The sequence below is a fragment of the Pseudomonas taetrolens genome, from assembly GCF_900475285.1.
In the GTDB taxonomy this organism is placed as follows: Bacteria; Pseudomonadota; Gammaproteobacteria; order Pseudomonadales; family Pseudomonadaceae; genus Aquipseudomonas; species Aquipseudomonas taetrolens.
Genome location: NZ_LS483370.1, coordinates 2,568,451 through 2,589,168, shown reverse-complemented (window position 1 = coordinate 2,589,168; position 20,718 = coordinate 2,568,451). Strand labels below are relative to the sequence as shown.

Below are 20,718 nucleotides of genomic sequence, written 5' to 3'. Positions count from 1 at the left end.
TTTATTGATAATCCGACGGTTTTTCACTCTGCTCGGGTGAAAACGTACACCTGCAGGCACGATCCCTGTGGCAGCGGTTGCACACACCTATTTCTGACTAAGCAGCTCGGCATGATGCTGAGCTTTATGGGGGGACGATGGATCTTTGGACAGCCGTACAGGCATTGATACTCGGTATCGTTGAGGGCCTGACGGAATTTTTGCCAATCTCGAGTACCGGTCACCAAATCATTGTCGCGGACTTGTTGAACTTTGGCGGCGAGCGCGCCATGGCGTTCAACATCATCATTCAACTGGGTGCGATTCTGGCGGTGGTCTGGGAGTTTCGCCGCAAGATCATCGACGTTGTCGTCGGTTTGCCGACTCAACCCCAGGCACGTCGCTTTACCGTCAACCTGATCATCGCGGTGCTGCCGGCTGTCGTGCTGGGGGTGATTTTCGCCGACATGATCCATGAATACCTGTTCAACCCGATCACCGTTGCCACTGCACTGGTTATTGGTGGGGTCATCATGTTGTGGGCCGAACGCCGTCAACATGTCATCCGCACCGAAACAGTGGATGAGATGAACTGGAAAGATGCGGTGAAGATCGGTTTTGCGCAATGCCTGGCCATGATTCCCGGCACTTCGCGTTCGGGTTCGACCATCATCGGCGGTTTGCTGTTCGGTTTGTCCCGCAAGGCGGCCACCGAGTTTTCCTTCTTTCTGGCGATGCCGACCATGGTGGGCGCCGCGGTGTACTCGGGCTACAAGTACCGTGACCTGTTCCAGCCTGACGATCTGCCAGTGTTCGCGATTGGTTTTGTGACCTCGTTCATTTTCGCGATGATTGCCGTACGGGGCTTGCTCAAGTTCATTTCCAACCACAGCTATGCGTTGTTTGCCTGGTACCGCATCGGCTTTGGCCTGCTGATTCTGGCCACCTGGCAGTTTGGCTGGATTGACTGGACAGCGGCCGCAGCGTGAAAAAAACCGTCAATGAAAACCCGGGGCAACGCCGGGAGCGTACGGGCAAACCGGCACAACGGAGCTCGCAGGTTCGCGGGCTGAAGTTCAAGTTGCCGCTGTTCGCACTGTTGTGCGCGTTACCGATAGGCGGCGCGCTGAGCCTCTGGCTTAACGGTGTTACCCGGGTTCCTCTGTTGGCTTATGGAATCGCCAGCGGCGTTGCGTTCGGCCTGTATTGGTACGACAAGCATCAGGCAAGTACCGGTCAATGGCGTACCCCGGAAAAGGTCCTGCATGCGGTTGAGCTGCTGGGGGGCTGGCCGGGCGCCCTGGTGGCGCAGCAGCTATTGCGCCACAAGACTCGCAAGGTGTCTTATCAGGTGATGTTCTGGCTGATAGTGACCGTGCACCTGGTGGTCTGGATTGACGTCCTGTTCTTGAAGACGGCCTTTTCCGGGCTGTAGCAGTTTAGAGCAGCAAGCCGATCTGGCGCTTTTTCGGCAGCTTGCTCACCACCAGTTGATGAGAGCGGCGTAGTAAATCCTGCAGCTCTTCAGCACCCATGGGGTAGGGTGCCTGCATGTTGATCCAGTACGCCCGCGCCAGATACGGCGACGGGCGTATGCCCGGGCGATCGACATAGCCCAGGAACAGATCTTTTTCGACCTTGAACGACAAACCGTCGGTGTTCAGGTTGAACAGGGCAAACATCTTGCTCTGGTCGATAAAGAACACCTCGACGCCGCCCCATTTCACATCCTCTTGCACACCCGGCAAACTGCGGCAGAACTCGGCCACGTCTTGTTTGCTCATGCTTGCCTGTTTAATCGGAGCGCGGGTCATAGCAATTTGTCTCCACAGCGTTCGAATGACACGACCAAATGTTCGATCCAGGCCCGTACGGCAGGCATTACCCCGCGTCGATGCGGGTATACCGCATGCAGCCAGCCACCCGGCAATGACCATTTGGGCAACAGTTGTACCAGTTGACCCTCCTGCAGTTCCTGCTCGCAGTACATCATGGGTAATACCGTGAACCCGATTCCTGACAAGGTACAGGCCTTGCGCACAATAAAGTCATCGATACCCAACCGTGCTTCCAGTACCAGGTCGCTTGGCTTGCCCTGTTCGTCGAGCATGCGCAGATGAACCATGCGGTCGGCTTCCAGTGCCCCCAGCAGTGGAACATTCTTCAGGTCTTCGGGGCTATTGATCGGCCATTGCCGGGCAAATTCCGGGGTGGCGACCATGACAGTCTGGGCCTGGCGCAAGCGCCGTGTCACCAGTAACGGGTCTTCATCCCCCAGTTCACGCACACGCAGGGCTACGTCAATGCCTTCGGTGATCAGGTCGACCCGCCGGTTCAGCAGGCTGACGTCCAGTTGCACGTGCGGGTAGGCCTGCAGAAAAGAGCTGATGACCCCGGGCATGATTTCATGGGCCAGGCCCACAGGGCAGGAGACGCGCAAGCGACCTCGGGGTTCACTCGACATGCTGGCAACGGCCTCATCGGCCATTTCGGCTTCAAGCAGCATCGCCTGGCAATGGCGCAAGTAGCGTTCGCCTACCGCCGTCAGTTTCAGTTGGCGCGTGGTGCGCTGTAGCAAGCGGGTACCTAGACGCTCTTCGAGTTCTGCAACACGGCGTGACAAGCGGGATTTTGGAATGCCGAGTACACGGCCGGCGGCGGCGAATCCACCGGCTTCGACAACCTTGGCGAAGTAGTACAGGTCGTTAAGGTCTTGCATGGGGGTTTGGCTCACTGTCCTGCAGATAGGACGAACTATCGCATATTGGCTGACTTATCGTCGATTGGATTCGCCGGTAGTATCACCTCCACTTGATCGCCGGCGGCGATCCTCACCTCTGGAGATCACCATGAAACTTTTGCATATCGATTCAAGCATCCTGGGCGATAACTCTGCTTCGCGTCAGTTGAGCAGCGAAGTAGTCAAGGCATGGCAGGCCGCAGAGCCAGGCGTTGAGGTCAGCTACCGTGACCTGGCGGCCGAAGCCATTGAACACTTCTCGGCCGCCACGCTGGTCGCTGCAGGTACCCCGGCTGAATTGCGTGACGCGGCACAGAAGCATGAAGCCGATGTCAGTGCCCAGACGCTTGCGCAGTTTCTGGCTGCCGATGCACTGGTCATTGCGGCGCCCATGTACAACTTCACCATTGCGACCCAGCTCAAAGCCTGGATTGACCGTGTGGCTGTCGCTGGCCAGACCTTCCGCTATACCGAAGCCGGCCCGGAAGGCCTGTGCGGCAACAAGAAGGTGATCGTGGTGTCGACCGCTGGCGGGATGCATGTTGGCCAGGCCACTGGTGTGGCCCACGAAGACTACCTGAAGGTGATGTTGGGCTTCATGGGCATCACTGACATCGAGTTCGTCCGCGCCCACGGCCTGGCGTATGGCGATGAAGTCCGCAGCAAGGCGATGAACGATGCCCAGGCGCAGATCAGCCAGGACTTGTTCCGCGCCGCCTAAGCAGCCAGCACCGTTACGTGCATCAAGCCCTGTATTCCCGAGACTTTAAACGGCTCGGGATGCAGGGCTTTTTTGCGTCTGTCCTGAGTCAGGCGCGCGACCGGCGGGACAGCCCCAGCGTTAGCAGCAGTCCCAGGCAGCACAGAAGCGCGGCAACGAAGAAGATCCACGAGTAACCCATGTTCAAGGCAATGGCGCCCATGACGGGCCCCGCAATGGCCAGCGCCAGATCAAAAAACACTGCATAAGCGCTCAGCCCGGCACCGCGGCTGGGGGTAGGGACCTGCTTGACCGCTTCAACCCCAAGCGCCGGGTACACCAGCGACAGGCCAAAGCCCGCCAGGCCTGCCCCGACAAGGGCAAACGCAGTCGATGGCGCCAGCCACAGTAGCGTCAGGCCAATAGCCTCAATGGCCATACAGGCAATGGCCACGGTATAGCCGCCCAGGTGGTTGATGCTATTGGTGAAGATCAAGCGGGCGAGGATAAAGCACACGCCAAATACCGTCAGGCAATAAGCGGCCCCGACCCAGCCACGATCGAGATAAAACAGGGTAATAAACGTGGTCAGCGTGCCGTAACCGATGGAGGCCAGTGTCAGGCTGATACCGTAGGGCGCGATAAGGCCGAATACGGACCAAAAAGGCAGGCGTTCGCCGCGAATCACCGGGACCGAAGGCTTTTTGCGGATCAGCAGCAGCGCCAGCAACGCCAGCAGCAACAGGGTCACGCCCAGACTTAAGAACCCCAGCCTGTCGACCATCACGACCCCCAGCGGTGCGCCAATGGCAATGGCGCCATAGGAAGCGATACCGTTCCAGCCGATAGCACGGGCGGTATGTTCGGAGCCGACCTGCGCAATTCCCCAACTGATCGTCCCTACACCTATCAGTCCTTGGGCGATGCCGAGGAAAATCCGTCCGCTGATCAGGATCAACAGGCTCAGTAATGGCCAGTCTTCAAGTGCAACCGCCAGGAAGGTGAGCACGCCGCTGATGGCGATACCGATCAGGCCGTAGACGATGGCGGGTTTGGTCCCGAGGTTGTCGACCAGGCGCCCGGCAGAGGGACGACTGAGGAGGGTAGCCAGGTACTGGGACGCAATGGTCAGCCCCGCGACCACGGCACTGAAGCCCAGTTGGTCATGCACGTAGCCGGGCAATACCGCAATCGGCAGCCCGATACAGATAAAGGCAATGAAGGTATAGAACACGATCGACAGGATTTGCAGGGTGACCGAGAAGGAGCTTGCACGGGAAGGGTGTTGCGCAGGCATAAACGGAGCGTCCGGCTGACAATCGATGAACGCATGATGGCGCGGGCGCGCCGTAAAAGGAAGCAGGCTAACGAATGTGAAGGGAACAGGCATGAAAAACCCCGTCACCAGGACGGGGTTTTCAGTATGACGTCTTGCTCAGCTCACGCCGTGTCTGAAATCAGAACACAACGCCCTGGCTGCGCAGGTAGTCATCGTACGTACCGCTGAAGTCGATAACACCGCTTGGGCTCAGCTCGATGATACGAGTGGCCAGCGAGGACACGAACTCACGGTCATGGCTGACGAAGACCAGGGTGCCCGGATAGTTTTCGAGGGCCAGGTTCAGCGCTTCGATGGATTCCATGTCCAAGTGGTTGGTCGGTTCGTCCATGATCAGTACGTTCGGCTTCTGCAGGATCAGCTTGCCGAACAGCATGCGGCCTTGCTCACCACCGGAAATGACCTTGACCGACTTGAGAATGTCGTCGTTGGAGAACAGCATGCGGCCCAAAGTGCCGCGAATCATTTGCTCGCCTTGAGTCCACTGGCCCATCCAGTCGAACAGGGTGTAGTCATCTTCGAAGTCGTGCGCGTGATCCTGGGCGTAGTAGCCCAGCTCGGCGGCTTCAGTCCACTTGACCGTACCGGCATCCGGTGTCAGTTCGTTGACCAGCGTACGCAGCAGGGTGGTTTTACCGATACCGTTCGGGCCAATGATCGCCACGCGCTCACCGGCCTCAATGGTAAAGCTGAAGTCTTTGAACAGCGTCTTGCCATCAAAGCCTTTAGCCATATGCTCGACGATCACCGCCTGGCGGTGCAGCTTTTTGGTCTGCTCGAAACGGATGAACGGGCTGACACGGCTAGAAGGCTTGACCTCGGCCAGGGTGATCTTGTCGATCGCCTTGGCGCGGGAGCTGGCCTGCTTGGATTTCGAGGCGTTGGCCGAGAAGCGGCTGACGAACGCTTGCAGTTCGTTGATCTGGGCTTTCTTCTTGGCGTTTTCCGACAGCAGTTGCTCGCGCGACTGGGTCGCAACGGTCATGTACTCGTCATAGTTGCCCGGGAACAGGCGCAGTTCGCCGTAATCCAGGTCAGCCATGTGGGTGCAGACGCTGTTCAGGAAGTGCCTGTCGTGAGAGATGATGATCATCAGGCTGTTACGCTGGGTCAGCACGTTTTCCAGCCAGCGGATGGTGTTGATGTCCAGGTGGTTGGTCGGTTCGTCGAGCAACAGGACTTCCGGATCGGAAAACAGCGCCTGCGCCAGCAATACGCGCAACTTCCAGCCAGGCGAGACTTCACTCATCGGGCCGTTGTGTTGCTCGATGCCGATACCCAGGCCCAGCAGCAGTTCACCGGCACGGGATTCAGCGGTATAACCGTCCATTTCAGCGAACTCGGTTTCGAGTTCGGCTACGGCCATGCCGTCTGCTTCGGTCATTTCCGGCAGCGAGTAGATACGATCGCGCTCAGCCTTGACCTTCCACAGCTCTTCGTGACCCATGATCACAGTGTCGATCACGGTGAATTGTTCGTAGGCGAACTGGTCCTGACGCAGCTTACCCAGACGTACGTTCGGCTCCAGCATGACCTGACCGCCGGACGGATCGAGATCCCCGCCGAGGATTTTCATGAAGGTGGACTTGCCGCAACCGTTGGCGCCGATCAGGCCATAACGGTTACCTGCGCCAAACTTTACTGAAACGTTCTCGAATAGCGGCTTTGCGCCGAACTGCATCGTGATGTTAGCTGTGGAGATCAATTACTTTACCTATCAATAGCTTAGAGTTCGCTGGTTTAAGCCGATACCAATGTGTGATACCAAGTCGGAGCTTTCCAGCTCGCTCCAATCTGAGCTTGAGTTGATCCAGCGCGCATACGTCGACAGCAACTTTTGGGCGCTACGGCCAAGCTGCTGGGAAATGAAGGCGGGATTCAAACCGGACATTGAGCGTATTGTCGCATAGGTGTGACGACAGTTGTATGGTGGTCTGTGCCGTATCTTCAGGCGCTGATGGTCGGCAGGGCTGTTTCTCCCGGGGCAAGCCCCTCGATAACTCCGACGGTTCAACGTGAAATGACCCAAGACACGGCCCGTAAAATCCTGATTACAGGTGCCGCAGGCACCGGTACCACGACCTTGGCGCAGGCTTTGGCAGCGGCGTTGGGCGCAACGCACCTGGAAGCGGATGACTTCCTGTGGTTACCAACCCGTCCGCCGTATCAACATCTGGCAGACAAGGCTCAGCGCGACAAACGCCTGCTGCAGACAATACGCTCCGTTGGCCACGCGGTAGTTGCGGGCTCCGTCATGGGATGGGGGCAGGCGCTTGAGGATGAATTTGATCTGGTGGTGTTTCTTTATCTGCCTGTCGAACTCAGGCTGCAAAGGCTTGAACGACGGGAAATACAACACTTCGGTAGTGCCCGGCCGGAGTTCCTGGCCTGGGCGGCTCAATATGACGCTGGAAACGATGCCGGGCGGAGCTTGGGCAAACATCAACAGTGGCTGTCTGAACGCGCTTGCCCTGTGCTCAGGCTGGAAGGGGACATGTCCATCGCGAAGCGGTTGCGCCACATACTGGATGCCGTTGAAGGCCTGGGCCCTCAACGTGACCCGCGAATCGATAGCGTGACGTAATCGTCCTGGTTGCCCTACGTCCCTGGTCGTAGCAGGGCCCTGGCCTGAGGTTCGCGTTGCAACTCATGCTCAAGAAAGTCGATAAACGCGCGCACCTTCGCATTCAATGCCGAGTGCTCGGTCACGCAGGCATAGATATTCATTGGCTCGGGTTCAGGAGCGGCGGCGTTACTGTTGCTTGAGTTGAACAATGGCAGCAGTCGGCCGCTTTCGATGAGGGGCTGAGCGATGAAGCTGGCGAGTCGTGCGATCCCGCCACCGTTGACTGCGATCTGGGCGATGATATCAATGTCATCGCAGACGAAGCCCGGTCTCAGCTTGACCTCGAAGCGCTGGCCGTTGTGCACAAAACCCCATGGCAGAAAGCGACCATCCGTTGGATACCGAAAAACCAGGCAGGCGTGCTGTTCGAGCTCTTGCGGTGTGGCAGGTGTTCCCGCGCGCTCCAGGTACGCTGGCGATGCGCAGATGACGAACGGGCGCGAGGCGACAGGACGGGCGATCAGTTGATCGTTCAGCTGCGCTTCGATCCGAATACTGACATCAACGCCCTCCAGCCGATGGTCAACTCGACGGTCAGTGCTGATCAGCTCAATCTCGATGCGTGGGTAAGTGTCTTTAAACGCGGGCATTAGCGGTGCAAGTACGTGACGACCAAATGCCGCCGTAGTGGCAATGCAGAGAGGTCCCTGCGGCTGGGTTGCCACAGCAGCGGATTGCGACGCGAGCTCGATATCGCGGGGGATGTGCCGCACTTTCTCGAAATAACGCTTGCCGCTTTCGGTGAGCGCCATGCTGCGGGTTGTGCGCGAAAGCAAGCGCACACCCAGGTGTGCTTCGAGTCGCTTGATGCTCTGACTCACAGCGGCTGCGCTCATGCCGTGGGCACGGGCTGCTGCGGCAATGCTGCCGTTTTCGACGACGCGAATATAGGTATTGATCAAGCCCAGAATGTCCATTCGAGTCCCGGTACACGATTCGTAAGATTTACTTAAGGATGTTTCAAGTGTAACGCGTCTACCGACGTGCAGGAGCGCTTGCTAGGTTAGTTGCTCTTTCTCCCCCAAGGACTTGTCGATGACCGAGAGAACAGCCGGAAACACGCCCCTGCGTTTGTTTCCAAAGCATGCTGCACCCTACGTTTCTGCTTTTTACATGGCGACCATCATGGCGTTTCTGATGTGCCTGGTGATCACTGTCGCCGAGTTCGGCGTGAATGACCGTTACATGGAAAATGTGATGAATGCGTATCGCGTGGCTATGCCGGCGGCCTTTGCCTGCGTACTCGTCGTACGGCCGATTGTTGCCCGGCTCGTTGCGTGGACAGTCCATCGCCACTGAGGCAGCCTTCAGCGGTAAAGCAGTCCCCTGTTTCGCCTGTCACAGACGAAACAGGGCAATCAGTCAGTGGGATGCGTTCAGGCGTGCAACATGTTCACGCACCGAGAGGCACCCGTTACTCTTCGCAGGTTTAATCTTCGGAAGAAGCAGTCTGTTTCTTCCTGTTTTTTGAATGGCTTGTCACGGACTCTTGATCCTTGAACATCACCAGATAAGCTCTTACCCCAAGACCTATAAAACAAAAGATCATGCCGGTTAGAAATTGAAAGGTAGTCATATCGGCTCTCCTAAACAATCAACCGTCAACTTTCTCATTTATAGCATATATAAGCAAGTTATAAGGTCTGCCGGAGAGCGTTGCGAGTTGTCATGTGCGCAAAAGAGAACATGTTTTGAGTGTGCTCTGAGCGGCGTATATACTGGTCGCCCAGTATGGGTTATTTCCTCCGGAATTAAATTATTTTGCCGGGTTATTATTAAAGTCAAAGGAGCCGCCTCATGAACAGGCCTGTATTTTCATTGTCGGGCATTATTTTATTAGGGCTGGCTGTCACGGCCTGCAGCCAGTCAAGGCCTGACGTCTCGTCGGCGTCAAAAGCCGTAAAGTCGGCGGTTGACGGGGGCGGGGTGCACTTTGTGGCAAGAGGTAATGAGCCGTTCTGGACAATCAAAACCAGCCAGTCCACGTTAACCTGGATAACCCCTGAGCATTTACAGGGCAAGCAGCTCAACGTGGATCAGGTCATTGCGAACGGTGATGTTAAATACAGTGGTGTAGACGGGGATAAAGCATTCACGTTAATCATCACGCCAGCACCGTGTACCGACACCATGTCGGGAGAGACTTTCGGGCATACGTCTGTCTGGACGTATGCAGGAGAGTCCAATACAGGGTGCGCGACAGGCGGCAACTGAGCTGCACAGGGTGCCATGAACAAGGCAACCACCTTGACGTGACAGGGTGCGTGCGATGCTGGCCTTGTCGGTTCATCAGAACAAAAAAAAGCCCGCAAGGGCGGGCTTGAAATGCTGATGAAACAGCTTGCCTGAATCAAAGCTCGGCGCCTCTCCGGCGCTCAATAACACTGCCAAATCCTTCTGGCTGATCCCACTCTCTCTGATGGGTATTGCTGAATGATGACAGGCCAATAAAAAAGCCTGCCTGTTGGGGCAGGCAGGCCAGTACCGAGGGAAGGAGCCTCACTTCGGCGGTTCGAGTTTAGGTAGCCTGTGAGGGATTGCAAGCCTGAAAAGATGTGCCCCTGCCCCCGTGCTGACATGCTCTTTTGTGGCTTCTAGCGTGTTCACATGCTGTTTTGGACGAGTGGCGAATAGACGGCTGTCCCGGATCACGGAACTATAATTGACTTTAACCTCTATATTTAAGGGAGCATTCCCTTTCTGAGAGTACGGCCATGTCCAAATCACGTATTTTGGTAACCGCTATCACTTGTCTGGCATTGGCTGCGGGTTCTGCGCCGGCTCTGGCAGATCCGGGCGGTGGGAACGGCAAGGATCAGGGTAATTGGAAAGGGAATTCTCAAGGCGGAAAAGCCAATGTAGGCCAGGGCAAGCAAGGTCATCAAGGTAAGAGTCAGGGCAATCAGGGTCACCAGGGTAATCAGGGTCACCAGGGCAATCAGGGCAATCAGGGCAATATGTCGGGTGACAGTGACTGGAGGCACGGCCCCAGTATTGATCGAGGCATCATTCTCGGGGTGCTGGGTGGTTATCGGGACTACTGGAATCCAGGCCCGGCATTGCCGCCCGGCATACAAAAAAACCTGGCGCGGGGCAAGCCGCTGCCACCTGGCATCGCCAAGAAGCTGGACAGCCGTCTACTTGGCAGGCTGCCCCATTATGATGGTTATGAATGGCGTCAGGCCGGCACCGATCTGATATTGGTTGCGATCGTGACCGGGATTATTTACGAGGTGCTGAACGGGGCGCTTGATTGACGCATATGCAAAGCCTGCCTGGCGGTGTATCAGGGGCTGATATACCGCCAGGCGAGTGACAGCTGAAAACTTAAATATTGCTCATTGAATCGTTCACTTTAAAAGACTCACTCCATAAAGGCCGTCTATCAGCCTTGGTGGGCGAGTGCAAGATTTAATGAGTTACATGTTTTTGTATTGAATTGACCGTTGTCAATCTTTTGAAGCTCGCGCGAGCGTCGGGCTATTCTCTGGTGGCCATTTCTTTGACAGAACAGACTTCTCCAACTATGTTTTTTTCCGGCACACGAAAAGTAACGTTAACTCGAGTATAAGGAAATATTCTCATGAAAAAACATTGCTTGATGATGGCAGCAGTAAGTTTGGCTGCACTTTCTACTTTGGCTCAGGCTGCCGACACTAAACAGCCTGTTTCACAGTGGACCTGCGAAGATTTCCTGGCCGTTGATGACAGTTTCAAACCGACAGCTGTCGGCTTGGGTGAAGTCGTTAACAAGAGCGGCAAGGTTGAAGATGCAGTGCTGGATGTGGATGGCGTCGAAAAAATCACCCCTCTCATCGTAACCGCGTGCGAGAAGGATCAAAAAACCAGTTTTGTACAAAAACTCAAGGAAGAGTGGTCTAAAGTCAAAAAAGACGCCTAACCCTTCGTTCAATGGCCTGTACTTGAGCAAAGTACAGGCTCAACCTGGGTCCTTGCCACGTTGTGGCGAAAAATCTACTGCCCCCTTTCTGAATTTCCTGCCCGGTTAGTCCTCTACATGGAGCAGACCTGTCTTTTTGGTCTGCAGGCCATAGTAGACTGCGTTGGTTTTATCTCTATCTGTCGGGGAATCTTATGTTAATCAGGTCATTAGCCGAGCTTGATCGCATTCGTGACGAGTGCAGGACCATGGTCACCAAACGTTCGGCCGTGTCGGCGGGGGCTGCTGCAATCCCGTTGCCCGGGCTGGATATTGGCACCGATGTGGCACTGTTGGTCGAGATGCTCCCGGCCATCAACAGCAAGTTCGGTTTGACGCCCCAGCAAATCGAGCAATTGGACACACGCTCCAAGCGTTTGATTGTGGTCGCGGTGACCAGCATTGGCAGTGAGGTGATCGGTAAGTTCATCAGCCGTACTCTGGTCATGTCGTTGTTGCGCAAGATGGGAACCAAGGTCGCGACCAAATCGGTGGTACGTTTTGTGCCATTCGTAGGGCAGGCCGTCGCGGCAACCATTAGCTTCGGGGTGATGAAAATGGTCGGTAACGGTCATATCGAAGACTGTTATCAAGTCTGTCGCCAGGCCCTTCTGGAAGAGGCCCGGCAGTCGACAGTGATCGAGATCGGGCCTGAAGTCGCGGAGTGACAGCCAGTACCCGTTCTGCCAGTGCATGCAGGCGGGTTTAAGGCGCTCTGGTGCCAAATGCCAGTGATCGCGTAACACCACGTCACATTTCAATTCGTGTACATGCCCCTGGTTTGGCCGTAAAACCGAACCTGCTGGCCAATACCTCGTCAAAGGTGGACGACCTGTCAGCATGCGGAGGGCATCATGAATATTGCCGGATCCAGTCTTTTTTTGCTTTTGCTGGGAAGTGTGAGTGCCTCCCCGCTACTGGCGCAGCCTCATGCCCGTGAGGACTTGCAGCCTTTGGGCCAGACCCTTCAGGTCGCCCGGAATACACTCCCCACCGATTCCCGGCCCGGGAACGATACGATCCGTCGTATCAACCCCAACAGCCGACAAGGCTCCGTTCCCGTCACGCCCCCCGTGAGAGGCCCCTCGACGGCTCCCACGCAGCGCCAGCCCTCCATCGAGAACGGTGCCATCGGCAACGGTTATCCCCGTAACCCGCCATTGCCCGAAACGCTCAAGCCAACCGCGCCCTCGCTACAACCCAGGGACAAACGTTAATTGCAGAAGGAATCGCACATGTTGAAAAAAAACATGCTGGCCACGTTGTGCGCCACCTCGTTGCTCACTGCGGCTATCGGTGCCCATGCAGCCTCTGGGGAGTCCGCTCCAGTCTTGCCCGCTTCAGTCAGTGTCGACAAGGTGGTTGAAGACCTGGATCACCCATGGGCGCTGGCGTTCTTGCCCAACAAGCAGGGCATGCTGGTAACCGAGCGCTCGGGCAATCTGCGAGTGGTCAGTCCGGGAGGCAAGCTGTCGGCGCCTTTATCAGGCGTGCCGCAGGTCTGGGCCAAGGGGCAGGGTGGTCTGCTGGATGTGGTGTTGTCCCCCACTTTTGACAAGGACCGGCTGGTGTACCTGTCATATGCAGAGGGTGATAAAGAGGGCGACAAGGCCGGTACAGCAGTCGGACGTGGTCGTTTATCTGCGGACATGACCAAACTCGGTAACTTTGAAGTGATTTTCCGTCAGGAGCCGAAGCTTTCTACCGGCAACCACTTTGGCTCACGTCTGGTGTTTGATCGTGAGGGTTATCTGTTTATCGCCCTGGGAGAAAACAATCAGCGCCCGACGTCTCAGGACCTCGACAAGCTGCAGGGCAAAATCGTGCGTATTTACCCTGATGGCCGTGTCCCGACCGACAACCCGTTTGTGGGGCAGCAGGGCGTCCGTCCGGAGATCTGGTCGTACGGGCACCGCAACCAGCAAGGGGCGGCGTTGAACCCCTGGACAGGAACGCTGTGGACCCATGAGCACGGGCCGAAGGGCGGGGACGAAGTCAATGTGATCACAGGCGGCAAAAATTACGGTTGGCCTTTGGCAACTCATGGCGTTGATTATTCATCGCTGCCCATTTCCGAAGCGAGGGGCAAGACCCTGGAAGGTACGGTCGTACCGCACCACGTCTGGGAGAAGTCTCCCGGCATCAGCGGCATGGCCTTCTACGATGCAGAGCGCTTCAAACCGTGGCAGCACAGTCTCTTTGTGGGATCGCTGGTCGATAAATCGCTGATTCGCCTGCAACTGGATGGCGGTAAGGTGGTGCAGGAGGAGCGTTTGCTGGGCGATCTGGGTGAGCGAATTCGTGATGTGCGCCAGGGCCCGGATGGCTATGTGTATGTATTGACCGATGAGGATGACGGCGCGGTGTATCGGGTGGGTTTGAAGTAAGCCGATGAGAACCGGCCGGGGCACTCCCGGCCGGTCCGTGTCATTAAAGCGAGCGGGCTGCCTTGTGCTCTTGCAGACCACGCACCACCAGATACAACAATGGCCCCATGGAAACGAATAGCGCAGTGATCAACCAGTACGGGATCACTGATGCCATGGTCTTCCCGCGGCCGCGGGCATCCTTGTACATCCAGATACAGGCCAGGGCCGCGAGCAGGTAAAGGTCGATGACCACTTGTGCGGTATCCGGTTTCGACATCAGTCGAATGCCGAAGTCGAGCAGGGATTCCTGTGCCTGGAGCATGACGCTGAAGGTATAGGCGGCAAAAATGATCAGGGCCAGCAATGGCAGAAAGATACGTTTCAAGTTGAACATTCCTTGTCCGGGGCGGGAGATACCGGGGTGCGGTGTGCGAGAGCGCTAAACGGTCTTATTCGCTGCTGGCCTGCCGGATCTGTTTGGAGGCTGACCAGATCCGATAACGCACTTCGATGTCGTTGGGCACATACACCACGATAGGGAGTTTGCTGTTGTAACGCAGCATGAAGCCGTCACCGACCACGGGCACGAATTCAGGATGGGATTTGCCTTGCGGGCAGGCCATCAAGGTGCTCATGGGGCCGCTGACCTTGCTCAGGCGATACATCGGGTAACCCCAGCCTTGCAGCGTTTGCTCCTCCAGCTTGCCGCCCAGGCGCTGTTTATTGCAGTCGACCTGCAAGGTCTTGCCGGCGATGACCTGAACTTTGTAGTCGTCTTCGTTCTTCTGCTTTGGCAGGTGGATGACCTGGCGGCTAAAGCCTTTTTCGGCTTGAGGATAGGGCGCCACATCTTCCAGTTTGGCGGCGCTTGCCACGCTGCAAAGCGTACTCAACGAGATGAGTAACGCCGCGCTGATAACGAGTGGTTTCATGCTGCTTCCTTATTTCAGGGCTGAATATAAGCATCCGGATAAAATCGGTGCATTGGCATAGTTTGGCTGCGCGCAAGGGCTGGATGCAAACACCTTGGGTGTCGGGTCTGCTTGAAGTATGCAAAATCCTCCGGCACCGAGCCCAATTGTCTGTTTAAGTGCAAAACAGACGACCCGGCGGGGATAGATTGCTTCACGCCATGGTCTTACTGCCAGTAAGCTGCGTTTTTTCTTCGTATTACTTATTTCCAGAGGTTTTGCATGACACTCAGTCCTCTTGCGGGCAAGCCGGCTCCGACTCAGTTGCTGGTCGATGTTGCGCGACTGGTGACCGCCTACTACACCGGTCAACCTGATGCCGCCATTGCCAACCAGCGCGTGGCCTTTGGTACTTCAGGGCATCGAGGCAGCTCGTTTGAGCTGAGCTTCAATGAGTGGCATGTGCTGGCCATCAGTCAGGCCATTTGCCTCTATCGCCAGGCACAGGGCATCAACGGCCCGTTGTTTGTCGGCATCGATACTCACGCCCTGTCCACCCCGGCAGGCGCCAGTGCGCTTGAAGTGTTTGCGGCCAATGGCGTCGAAACCATGATTGCAGCGGGCGACGAGTACACGCCGACCCCGGCCATTTCGCACGCGATCATTTGCTACAACCGCGGTCGTACATCAGGCCTGGCCGATGGCGTAGTGATTACGCCGTCGCATAACCCGCCCGAAAGCGGTGGCTTCAAGTACAACCCGCCCAATGGCGGTCCGGCCGATACCGATGTCACCAAATGGATCGAAGCCAAGGCCAACGAATTGCTGGCCGCCAGGCTTGCGGGCGTGAAGCGTGTCAGCTATGAGCAGGCGTTGAAAGCTGGTACCACCCACCGCCACGACTACCTCAACACCTATGTCGCGGACCTGAAAAACGTCATCGACATGGATCTTCTGCGCGACTCCAATCTGCGCCTTGGTGTTGATCCATTGGGTGGTGCGGGCGTGCGCTACTGGTCTGCGATTGGTGAGCATTACGGCTTGAATCTTGAGGTAGTCAACACGGCGGTCGATCCGACGTTCCGCTTCATGTGCGTGGATTGGGATGGCCGGATCCGCATGGACCCGTCCTCCAGCTACGCCATGCAAGGACTGATCGGGCTCAAGGAGCGCTTCGACGTCGCTTTCGCCTGTGATCCGGATCACGACCGCCACGGCATTGTCACCCCGTCGGGCGGCTTGCTGGCCCCCAACAACTACCTGGCCGTATCCATTGATTATCTGTTCCAGAACCGGCCGCAATGGCGGGCAGACGCCGCAGTCGGTAAAACCGTAGTCAGCAGCGGCTTGATCGATCGCGTCAGTGCGCGCCTCGGCCGCCGCTTGTACGAAGTGCCGGTAGGCTTCAAATGGTTTGCCGATGGCTTGTTTGAAGGTTCTCTGGGGTTTGGCGGCGAAGAGAGCGCAGGGGCTTCATTCTTGCGTCGTGACGGCACTGTCTGGTCGACCGACAAGGACGGCCTGATTCCTTCGCTGCTGGCCGCCGAGATGACCGCGCGCACCGGCCGTGATCCTTCCCGGCTGTACCAGGCCATGACCGAAGAGTTGGGCCAGCCGTTCTCGACGCGGGTCGATGCCAAGGCCACCGCGCAGCAAAAGGCTCAATTGAGCAAGCTGTCGCCTGAGCAGGTCACGTCGACGACCCTCGCCGGCGAATCCATCACCGGGATTCTCAGCCATGCGCCAGGCAACAATCAGGCCATTGGCGGGCTGAAAGTCATGACTGAGAACGGCTGGTTCGCTGCACGTCCTTCGGGCACTGAAGACATCTACAAAATCTACGCCGAAAGCTTCATTGGCGATGAGCACCTCAGCCGTCTGGTCGAGGAAGCCCAGGTGCTGGTGGATAACGCCATCGCTTGATTTCGTGAGCACTGAACAGGGCCTGACGCTCAATCCTGATTGAGCGTCAGGCTTTTTTATTGCCCGGAACCGCTCAGGCGCAGGCGGTTTCGGTGGGCTGGCACACATCGACCCATTGAGCATTGACCAGTTCAGCCATGCGTGTGGGGCAGATGCGCACGGCTGTATGCGTCGCGCCGGCTGCGGGCATGACTTCAGTGAAGGCCTGCAGGGAAATATCACAATACACAGCAAGATCCGTCGCCAACCCAAACGGGCAAACCCCGCCGACCGGATGGCTGGTGAGGGCTACGACAGTTTCGGCATCCAGCATTTTGGCTTTGCTGCCGAGCGCATGTTTGATCTTCTTGTTGTCGATGCGGGCGTCGCCGCGGGCTACCAGCAGCACATTGCGTTCACCGACCCGAAAAGCGAGGGTCTTGGCGATCTGGCCGGGTTCGACCCCGTGGGCTTGTGCCGCCAGTGCCACGGTCGCCGTACTGGTGGCCAGTTCGATGATGTGCAGGTCTGGGGCGTTTGCGGTGAAGAAAGCGCGTACGGATTCAAGGCTCATCAGGCTCGACTCTTTGGGCAAAAGCCTGAATCTAGAGAAGCTCCGAGCGCATTGTCAATGCGCCCGGAGGCTGTTGCAGCTTAGATGTCCAGGCAGATCTTGCCGAAGTGCTGATTGGTTTCCTGGTATTTGAAGGCTTCGACGATCTCGCTCAGCGGGAAGTGACGATCGATCACCGGGCGCATGCCATTGGCATTGATGGCGCGGATCATGGCTTGTTGCTGGCTGCGGCTGCCCACCAACACGCCTTGCAAGCGCACTTGCTTGATCAGGGCCGGGACGAAGTTCATCTCGCCGCTGACACCGCTCAAAATACCGATGATCGAAATATGCCCTGCGACCCGCACGGCAATCATCGACTGTTCAAGCGTCGAAGGGCCGCCAACCTCGATGACGTGATCGACACCGCGGCCGCCGGTCAGGGCGCGGGCAGTCTCGCCCCATTGCGTATCCTTGCGGTAATTGATCACGTGATCCGCACCCATAGCCTTCAGACGCTCGAGTTTTTCGTCGCTGGAGGAGGTGGCAATCACCGTAGCACCGGCCATCTTGGCGAATTGCAGGGCGAATATCGACACCCCGCCGGTACCTTGCAGCAGCACCGTGTCCCCCGGCTTGAGCGAGTCATCGACCATCAGGGCGCGCCAGGCTGTCAGGCCTGCCGTGGTCAGGGTCGAGGCCTGGGCATGGCTCCAGCCCGCAGGGGCGAGGGTGAACGAAGTGGCCTTCGCCGTGACCTGTTCGCGGGCATAACCATCGATGCCGTCACCGGGTACAGTGCCGAAACCTTCAACCAGCGGCGTGCCGTCAATCCATTCCGGGAAGAAGGTGCTGACCACCGAATCGCCTACCTTGAATTCGCTGACATCAGTACCGACGGCAATGACTTCACCGGCACCGTCTGCCATGGGAATGCGGGGTTCAGTAGGCCCCCACATGCCGCTAACGACTGCAAAGTCATGGTAATTCAATGAGTTGGCATACAAACGTACAGTGATTTCTCCGCTGGCCGGTGCACGCACTTCGCGTTCGCCGATGACGACATTGTCATATCCGCCGCCAGGTTGGACGATGATGGTTCTGGTGCTCATGGGAGGTCCTCATGTTTTCACATTACGTAAAATAACGAAATGTAAGGTTAAAAATTACAACTCGTGTTTCAGCTTAACTGCAAATTCATCGATCGCCTGTTCATTACGTCGGTAATACGTCCATTTGCCAATGCGTGTCGTCAGCACAAAGCCGGCGCGCTGCAAAATGGCCAGGTGGGCGGAAGCGGCAGAAGGGCTCAGGCCAGCCTTGTGTTGCAAATGGGTCACGCACACACCGATAGCAGGGTCGCCGTGACCCTGAGGCGGGAAATTATTGGTCGGGTCTTTGAGCCACTCCATCATTTGCATGCGGGTGTCATTGCCCAGCGCTTTAAGCTGTTCGAGAATCATGGGCGCAACGATACGCCTTTTTACGAAATGTTCAATAATTAGCCTGGGAGCGGTGTAACGCAAGCACGCCATCGGCTGTTTTTTGTAGCATCGAAGCCACCGGTAAACGGGCCGTGGCAAGAGGCCGCAGGCGTCCGGAGTTTTGCAATTGTAGAATCAATCCTGTATTTGTTGCGCCATTGAGCCTTGGCCAAGGCTCGTTTGTATTATGAACTTGCCCATCAGGAACCATGATGCCTAACCAGTTTCCCTCCGTACGTCCCCGTCGCTTGCGCCGTTCACAGACCTTGCGCGATGTGTTTCAGGAAACCGAATTCAGTCTGAACGACCTGGTGTTGCCGATTTTTGTCGAAGAAGAAATCGATGACTTCGTGCCGATCAGCAGCATGCCGGGTGTGATGCGTATCCCCGAGTCGAAACTGGCGGGCGAAATTGAGCGGTATGCCCGTGCCGGGATCAAATCAGTGATGACCTTCGGTGTGTCGCATCATTTGGATGCCACCGGCAGCGACGCCATGCGTGAAGACGGCCTGGTATCGCGCATGGCGCGTATCTGCAAGGACGCCGCGCCTGAAATGATTGTCATGAGCGATACCTGCTTTTGTGAGTACACCTCGCACGGTCATTGCGGCGTGATGCATGACCACGGTGTCGACAATGACGCAACGCTGATCAACCTGGGCAAGCAGGCGGTGGCCGCTGCCGCAGCAGGCGCTGACTTTATTTCACCTTCGGCCGCAATGGATGGCCAGGTCCAGGCGATCCGCAGCGCGCTGGATGGCGCGGGCTTTTCCGACACGGCGATCATGGCCTATTCGACCAAGTTTGCATCTGCCCTTTATGGCCCGTTCCGTGAAGCCGGTGGCAGCGCACTGAAAGGCGACCGCAAGTCATACCAGATGAATCCGATGAACCGGCGTGAGGCCATTCGCGAGTCGCTGCTGGACGAGCAGGAAGGTGCTGACGTACTGATGGTCAAGCCGGCAGGTGCTTACCTGGACATTATTCGCGATATACGCGAAGCCACGCACTTGCCATTGGCGGCGTATCAGGTCAGCGGTGAGTACGCGATGATCAAGTTCGGTGCTCAGGCGGGCGCCATCGATGAAGCGCGCGTGGTCCGTGAAAGCCTGGGCTCGATCAAGCGTGCCGGTGCCAACATGATCCTGACCTACTTCGCCATGGACCTTGCCTTGCAAGGGATTTGAGCCAGGCGCGGGTTCCCGCGCTTACTTAACCGTTACGCCCAATGCGCCGGGTCATCCACGATGGCCTGGTGCCCTTCGAGGACTTTCGGGATTTCGAGCTTCAAGAACTCGACCCAGGTCTTGACCTTCGCATCCAGAAAACGTCGTGAAGGGTAGAGCGCATAAATGCTTTTCTCATGCAGGCGATACTGCGGCAGCACACGTACCAGCGCGCCACTCCGATAAGAGCCCACCGCGACATAATCCGGTAGCAGACACACGCCTAGCCCGGCCTCGGCCGCTTGCGCCATGGCTTCGGCCACATTGACCTGAAACACGTTGCCAGGGCGGATCGACTGCTCGCCGTGTTCATCATGGAAGGTCCAGCTGTCGGTAAACAAGGGATCTACCAGGTGCAGACAGCGGTGATCGTTGAGATCGCTGGGGGTTTGCGGGATGCCCTGGCTCTTGAGGTAGGAGGGAGCAGCACTGATGACGCTGAAAATGCTTCCCAGCGGTTGCCCGATCATTTCCGAGTCAGGCAGGCTGCCCGACAGCGTGATGACTACGTCATGGCCTTCTTCAAGCAAGTCAGGCTGGCGCTGGGACAAGGTCAAGTCGACATTGACCTGCGGATAGAGCTCGGCGTAACGGGCCACCAGCGGTGCCAGCAGTTGGATGCCAAGCCCGGTAGTGGACTGTACCCGCAAGTGGCCACGGGGAATCAGGTGTGCACCGGCGGCTTCGGCATTGGCATCCTCGATCTCGCCGAGGATCATGCGGCAGCGTTCCAGATAGCGCATGCCGACTTCGGTCAGCGCCAGGCGGCGCGTGCTGCGCTGCAACAGGCGGGCTTGCAACGAGGCTTCCAGCTCGGACAGCAAGCGTGAAGTTTGTGCCGTCGAGTAGCCCAGCGCCTGAGCGGCTGCAGTAAAACTCCCGGTCTCGACTACACGGACAAACACCCGCATTGCCTGATAAATGTCCATGTTGATTCTTACCCCACACG

23 protein-coding genes and 1 pseudogene are annotated in these 20,718 nt (G+C 57.1%); 12 read left to right on the top strand and 12 right to left on the bottom strand.

Annotated features, from left to right (window positions below):
* Positions 1-137 precede the first annotated feature (137 nt).
* Both DQN55_RS11855 and DQN55_RS11850 read left to right on the top strand, forming a co-directional pair.
* Positions 138-968: an undecaprenyl-diphosphate phosphatase gene (locus DQN55_RS11855; protein WP_048379676.1), complete on the top strand. Its 831-nt coding sequence runs from the start codon at positions 138-140 to the stop codon at positions 966-968.
* An 80-nt stretch (positions 969-1,048) separates the two neighbouring features.
* Positions 1,049-1,414, top strand: a complete 366-nt coding sequence (locus DQN55_RS11850) for a DUF1294 domain-containing protein (protein WP_048380622.1) — start codon at positions 1,049-1,051, stop codon at positions 1,412-1,414.
* Positions 1,415-1,418: 4 nt separating this feature from the next.
* Here the strand turns inward: DQN55_RS11850 and DQN55_RS11845 are convergent, their stop codons facing one another.
* Positions 1,419-1,778, bottom strand: coding sequence for an MmcQ/YjbR family DNA-binding protein (locus tag DQN55_RS11845; protein ID WP_172601056.1), 360 nt, complete (start codon positions 1,776-1,778; stop codon positions 1,419-1,421).
* 11 nt (positions 1,779-1,789) lie between these two features.
* Positions 1,790-2,698, bottom strand: a complete 909-nt coding sequence (locus DQN55_RS11840; RefSeq protein ID WP_048379678.1) for a LysR substrate-binding domain-containing protein — start codon at positions 2,696-2,698, stop codon at positions 1,790-1,792.
* A gap of 130 nt (positions 2,699-2,828) precedes the next feature.
* Here DQN55_RS11840 and DQN55_RS11835 point away from each other — a divergent pair, with 130 nt between their 5' ends.
* Positions 2,829-3,440, top strand: a complete 612-nt coding sequence (locus DQN55_RS11835) for an FMN-dependent NADH-azoreductase (RefSeq protein WP_048379680.1) — start codon at positions 2,829-2,831, stop codon at positions 3,438-3,440.
* 88 nt (positions 3,441-3,528) lie between these two features.
* Here the strand turns inward: DQN55_RS11835 and DQN55_RS11830 are convergent, their stop codons facing one another.
* From DQN55_RS11830 to DQN55_RS22415, 3 genes and pseudogenes are all read right to left on the bottom strand, one after another.
* Positions 3,529-4,716 carry an MFS transporter gene (locus tag DQN55_RS11830; protein WP_048379681.1) on the bottom strand — a complete coding sequence of 396 codons (1,188 nt, stop codon included), beginning with the start codon at positions 4,714-4,716 and terminating at the stop codon, positions 3,529-3,531.
* Positions 4,717-4,876: 160 nt separating this feature from the next.
* Positions 4,877-6,463 carry an ABC-F family ATPase gene (locus tag DQN55_RS11825; RefSeq protein WP_074702935.1) on the bottom strand — a complete coding sequence of 529 codons (1,587 nt, stop codon included), beginning with the start codon at positions 6,461-6,463 and terminating at the stop codon, positions 4,877-4,879.
* Between the two features lie 12 nt (positions 6,464-6,475).
* Positions 6,476-6,709, bottom strand: a pseudogene (locus tag DQN55_RS22415) (hypothetical protein); the annotation flags it as partial.
* A 69-nt stretch (positions 6,710-6,778) separates the two neighbouring features.
* On the opposite strand from DQN55_RS22415, the gene DQN55_RS11815 reads away from it, so the two are divergent.
* Positions 6,779-7,342, top strand: a complete 564-nt coding sequence (locus tag DQN55_RS11815; RefSeq protein ID WP_048379685.1) for an AAA family ATPase — start codon at positions 6,779-6,781, stop codon at positions 7,340-7,342.
* A 14-nt stretch (positions 7,343-7,356) separates the two neighbouring features.
* On the opposite strand, the gene DQN55_RS11810 is transcribed toward DQN55_RS11815, so the two are convergent.
* Positions 7,357-8,301 carry a LysR family transcriptional regulator gene (locus DQN55_RS11810; protein WP_048379687.1) on the bottom strand — a complete coding sequence of 315 codons (945 nt, stop codon included), beginning with the start codon at positions 8,299-8,301 and terminating at the stop codon, positions 7,357-7,359.
* 118 nt (positions 8,302-8,419) lie between these two features.
* Between DQN55_RS11810 and DQN55_RS11805 the strand changes: the two genes are divergently transcribed.
* From DQN55_RS11805 to DQN55_RS11775, 6 genes are all read left to right on the top strand, one after another.
* The gene (locus tag DQN55_RS11805; RefSeq protein ID WP_048379689.1) at positions 8,420-8,683 is read left to right on the top strand and encodes a DUF2798 domain-containing protein; all 264 of its coding nucleotides are present in this window, start codon (positions 8,420-8,422) and stop codon (positions 8,681-8,683) included.
* 498 nt (positions 8,684-9,181) lie between these two features.
* Positions 9,182-9,598, top strand: coding sequence for a COG3650 family protein (locus DQN55_RS11800; RefSeq protein WP_053070899.1), 417 nt, complete (start codon positions 9,182-9,184; stop codon positions 9,596-9,598).
* 500 nt (positions 9,599-10,098) lie between these two features.
* The gene (locus tag DQN55_RS11795) at positions 10,099-10,641 is read left to right on the top strand and encodes an anti-virulence regulator CigR family protein (RefSeq protein WP_048379692.1); all 543 of its coding nucleotides are present in this window, start codon (positions 10,099-10,101) and stop codon (positions 10,639-10,641) included.
* Positions 10,642-10,967: 326 nt separating this feature from the next.
* Complete coding sequence (gene hdeA / locus DQN55_RS11790) at positions 10,968-11,285, top strand: acid-activated periplasmic chaperone HdeA (RefSeq protein WP_048379695.1); 318 nt, start codon at positions 10,968-10,970, stop codon at positions 11,283-11,285.
* 248 nt (positions 11,286-11,533) lie between these two features.
* On the top strand, positions 11,534-11,992 hold the full coding sequence (locus DQN55_RS11785; RefSeq protein WP_231995573.1) for a hypothetical protein: 459 nt from the start codon (positions 11,534-11,536) through the stop codon (positions 11,990-11,992).
* A gap of 567 nt (positions 11,993-12,559) precedes the next feature.
* Complete coding sequence (locus DQN55_RS11775) at positions 12,560-13,711, top strand: PQQ-dependent sugar dehydrogenase (RefSeq protein WP_048379699.1); 1,152 nt, start codon at positions 12,560-12,562, stop codon at positions 13,709-13,711.
* Positions 13,712-13,754: 43 nt separating this feature from the next.
* Here the strand turns inward: DQN55_RS11775 and DQN55_RS11770 are convergent, their stop codons facing one another.
* Together DQN55_RS11770 and eco are read right to left on the bottom strand one after the other, a co-directional pair.
* Positions 13,755-14,078, bottom strand: coding sequence for a DUF2834 domain-containing protein (locus tag DQN55_RS11770; protein ID WP_048380629.1), 324 nt, complete (start codon positions 14,076-14,078; stop codon positions 13,755-13,757).
* Positions 14,079-14,142: 64 nt separating this feature from the next.
* Entirely contained in the window at positions 14,143-14,625 is a 483-nt protein-coding gene (gene eco / locus DQN55_RS11765) for a serine protease inhibitor ecotin (RefSeq protein WP_048379701.1), read from the bottom strand.
* A gap of 261 nt (positions 14,626-14,886) precedes the next feature.
* Between eco and pgm the strand changes: the two genes are divergently transcribed.
* Positions 14,887-16,527 carry a phosphoglucomutase (alpha-D-glucose-1,6-bisphosphate-dependent) gene (gene pgm, locus DQN55_RS11760; protein ID WP_048379703.1) on the top strand — a complete coding sequence of 547 codons (1,641 nt, stop codon included), beginning with the start codon at positions 14,887-14,889 and terminating at the stop codon, positions 16,525-16,527.
* 73 nt (positions 16,528-16,600) lie between these two features.
* On the opposite strand, the gene DQN55_RS11755 is transcribed toward pgm, so the two are convergent.
* The 3 genes from DQN55_RS11755 to DQN55_RS11745 all read right to left on the bottom strand — a co-directional run bounded on the left by DQN55_RS11755 (position 16,601) and on the right by DQN55_RS11745 (position 18,522).
* Positions 16,601-17,080 carry a YbaK/EbsC family protein gene (locus DQN55_RS11755; RefSeq protein WP_048379705.1) on the bottom strand — a complete coding sequence of 160 codons (480 nt, stop codon included), beginning with the start codon at positions 17,078-17,080 and terminating at the stop codon, positions 16,601-16,603.
* 80 nt (positions 17,081-17,160) lie between these two features.
* Positions 17,161-18,171 carry a zinc-dependent alcohol dehydrogenase family protein gene (locus DQN55_RS11750; protein ID WP_048379708.1) on the bottom strand — a complete coding sequence of 337 codons (1,011 nt, stop codon included), beginning with the start codon at positions 18,169-18,171 and terminating at the stop codon, positions 17,161-17,163.
* A gap of 54 nt (positions 18,172-18,225) precedes the next feature.
* Positions 18,226-18,522, bottom strand: a complete 297-nt coding sequence (locus DQN55_RS11745; RefSeq protein ID WP_048379709.1) for an ArsR/SmtB family transcription factor — start codon at positions 18,520-18,522, stop codon at positions 18,226-18,228.
* A gap of 233 nt (positions 18,523-18,755) precedes the next feature.
* On the opposite strand from DQN55_RS11745, the gene hemB reads away from it, so the two are divergent.
* The gene (gene hemB / locus DQN55_RS11740) at positions 18,756-19,730 is read left to right on the top strand and encodes a porphobilinogen synthase (RefSeq protein ID WP_048379711.1); all 975 of its coding nucleotides are present in this window, start codon (positions 18,756-18,758) and stop codon (positions 19,728-19,730) included.
* A 32-nt stretch (positions 19,731-19,762) separates the two neighbouring features.
* Here hemB and DQN55_RS11735 read toward each other — a convergent pair whose 3' ends face one another.
* Positions 19,763-20,698, bottom strand: a complete 936-nt coding sequence (locus DQN55_RS11735) for a LysR family transcriptional regulator (protein ID WP_048379713.1) — start codon at positions 20,696-20,698, stop codon at positions 19,763-19,765.
* Positions 20,699-20,718: the final 20 nt, after the last annotated feature.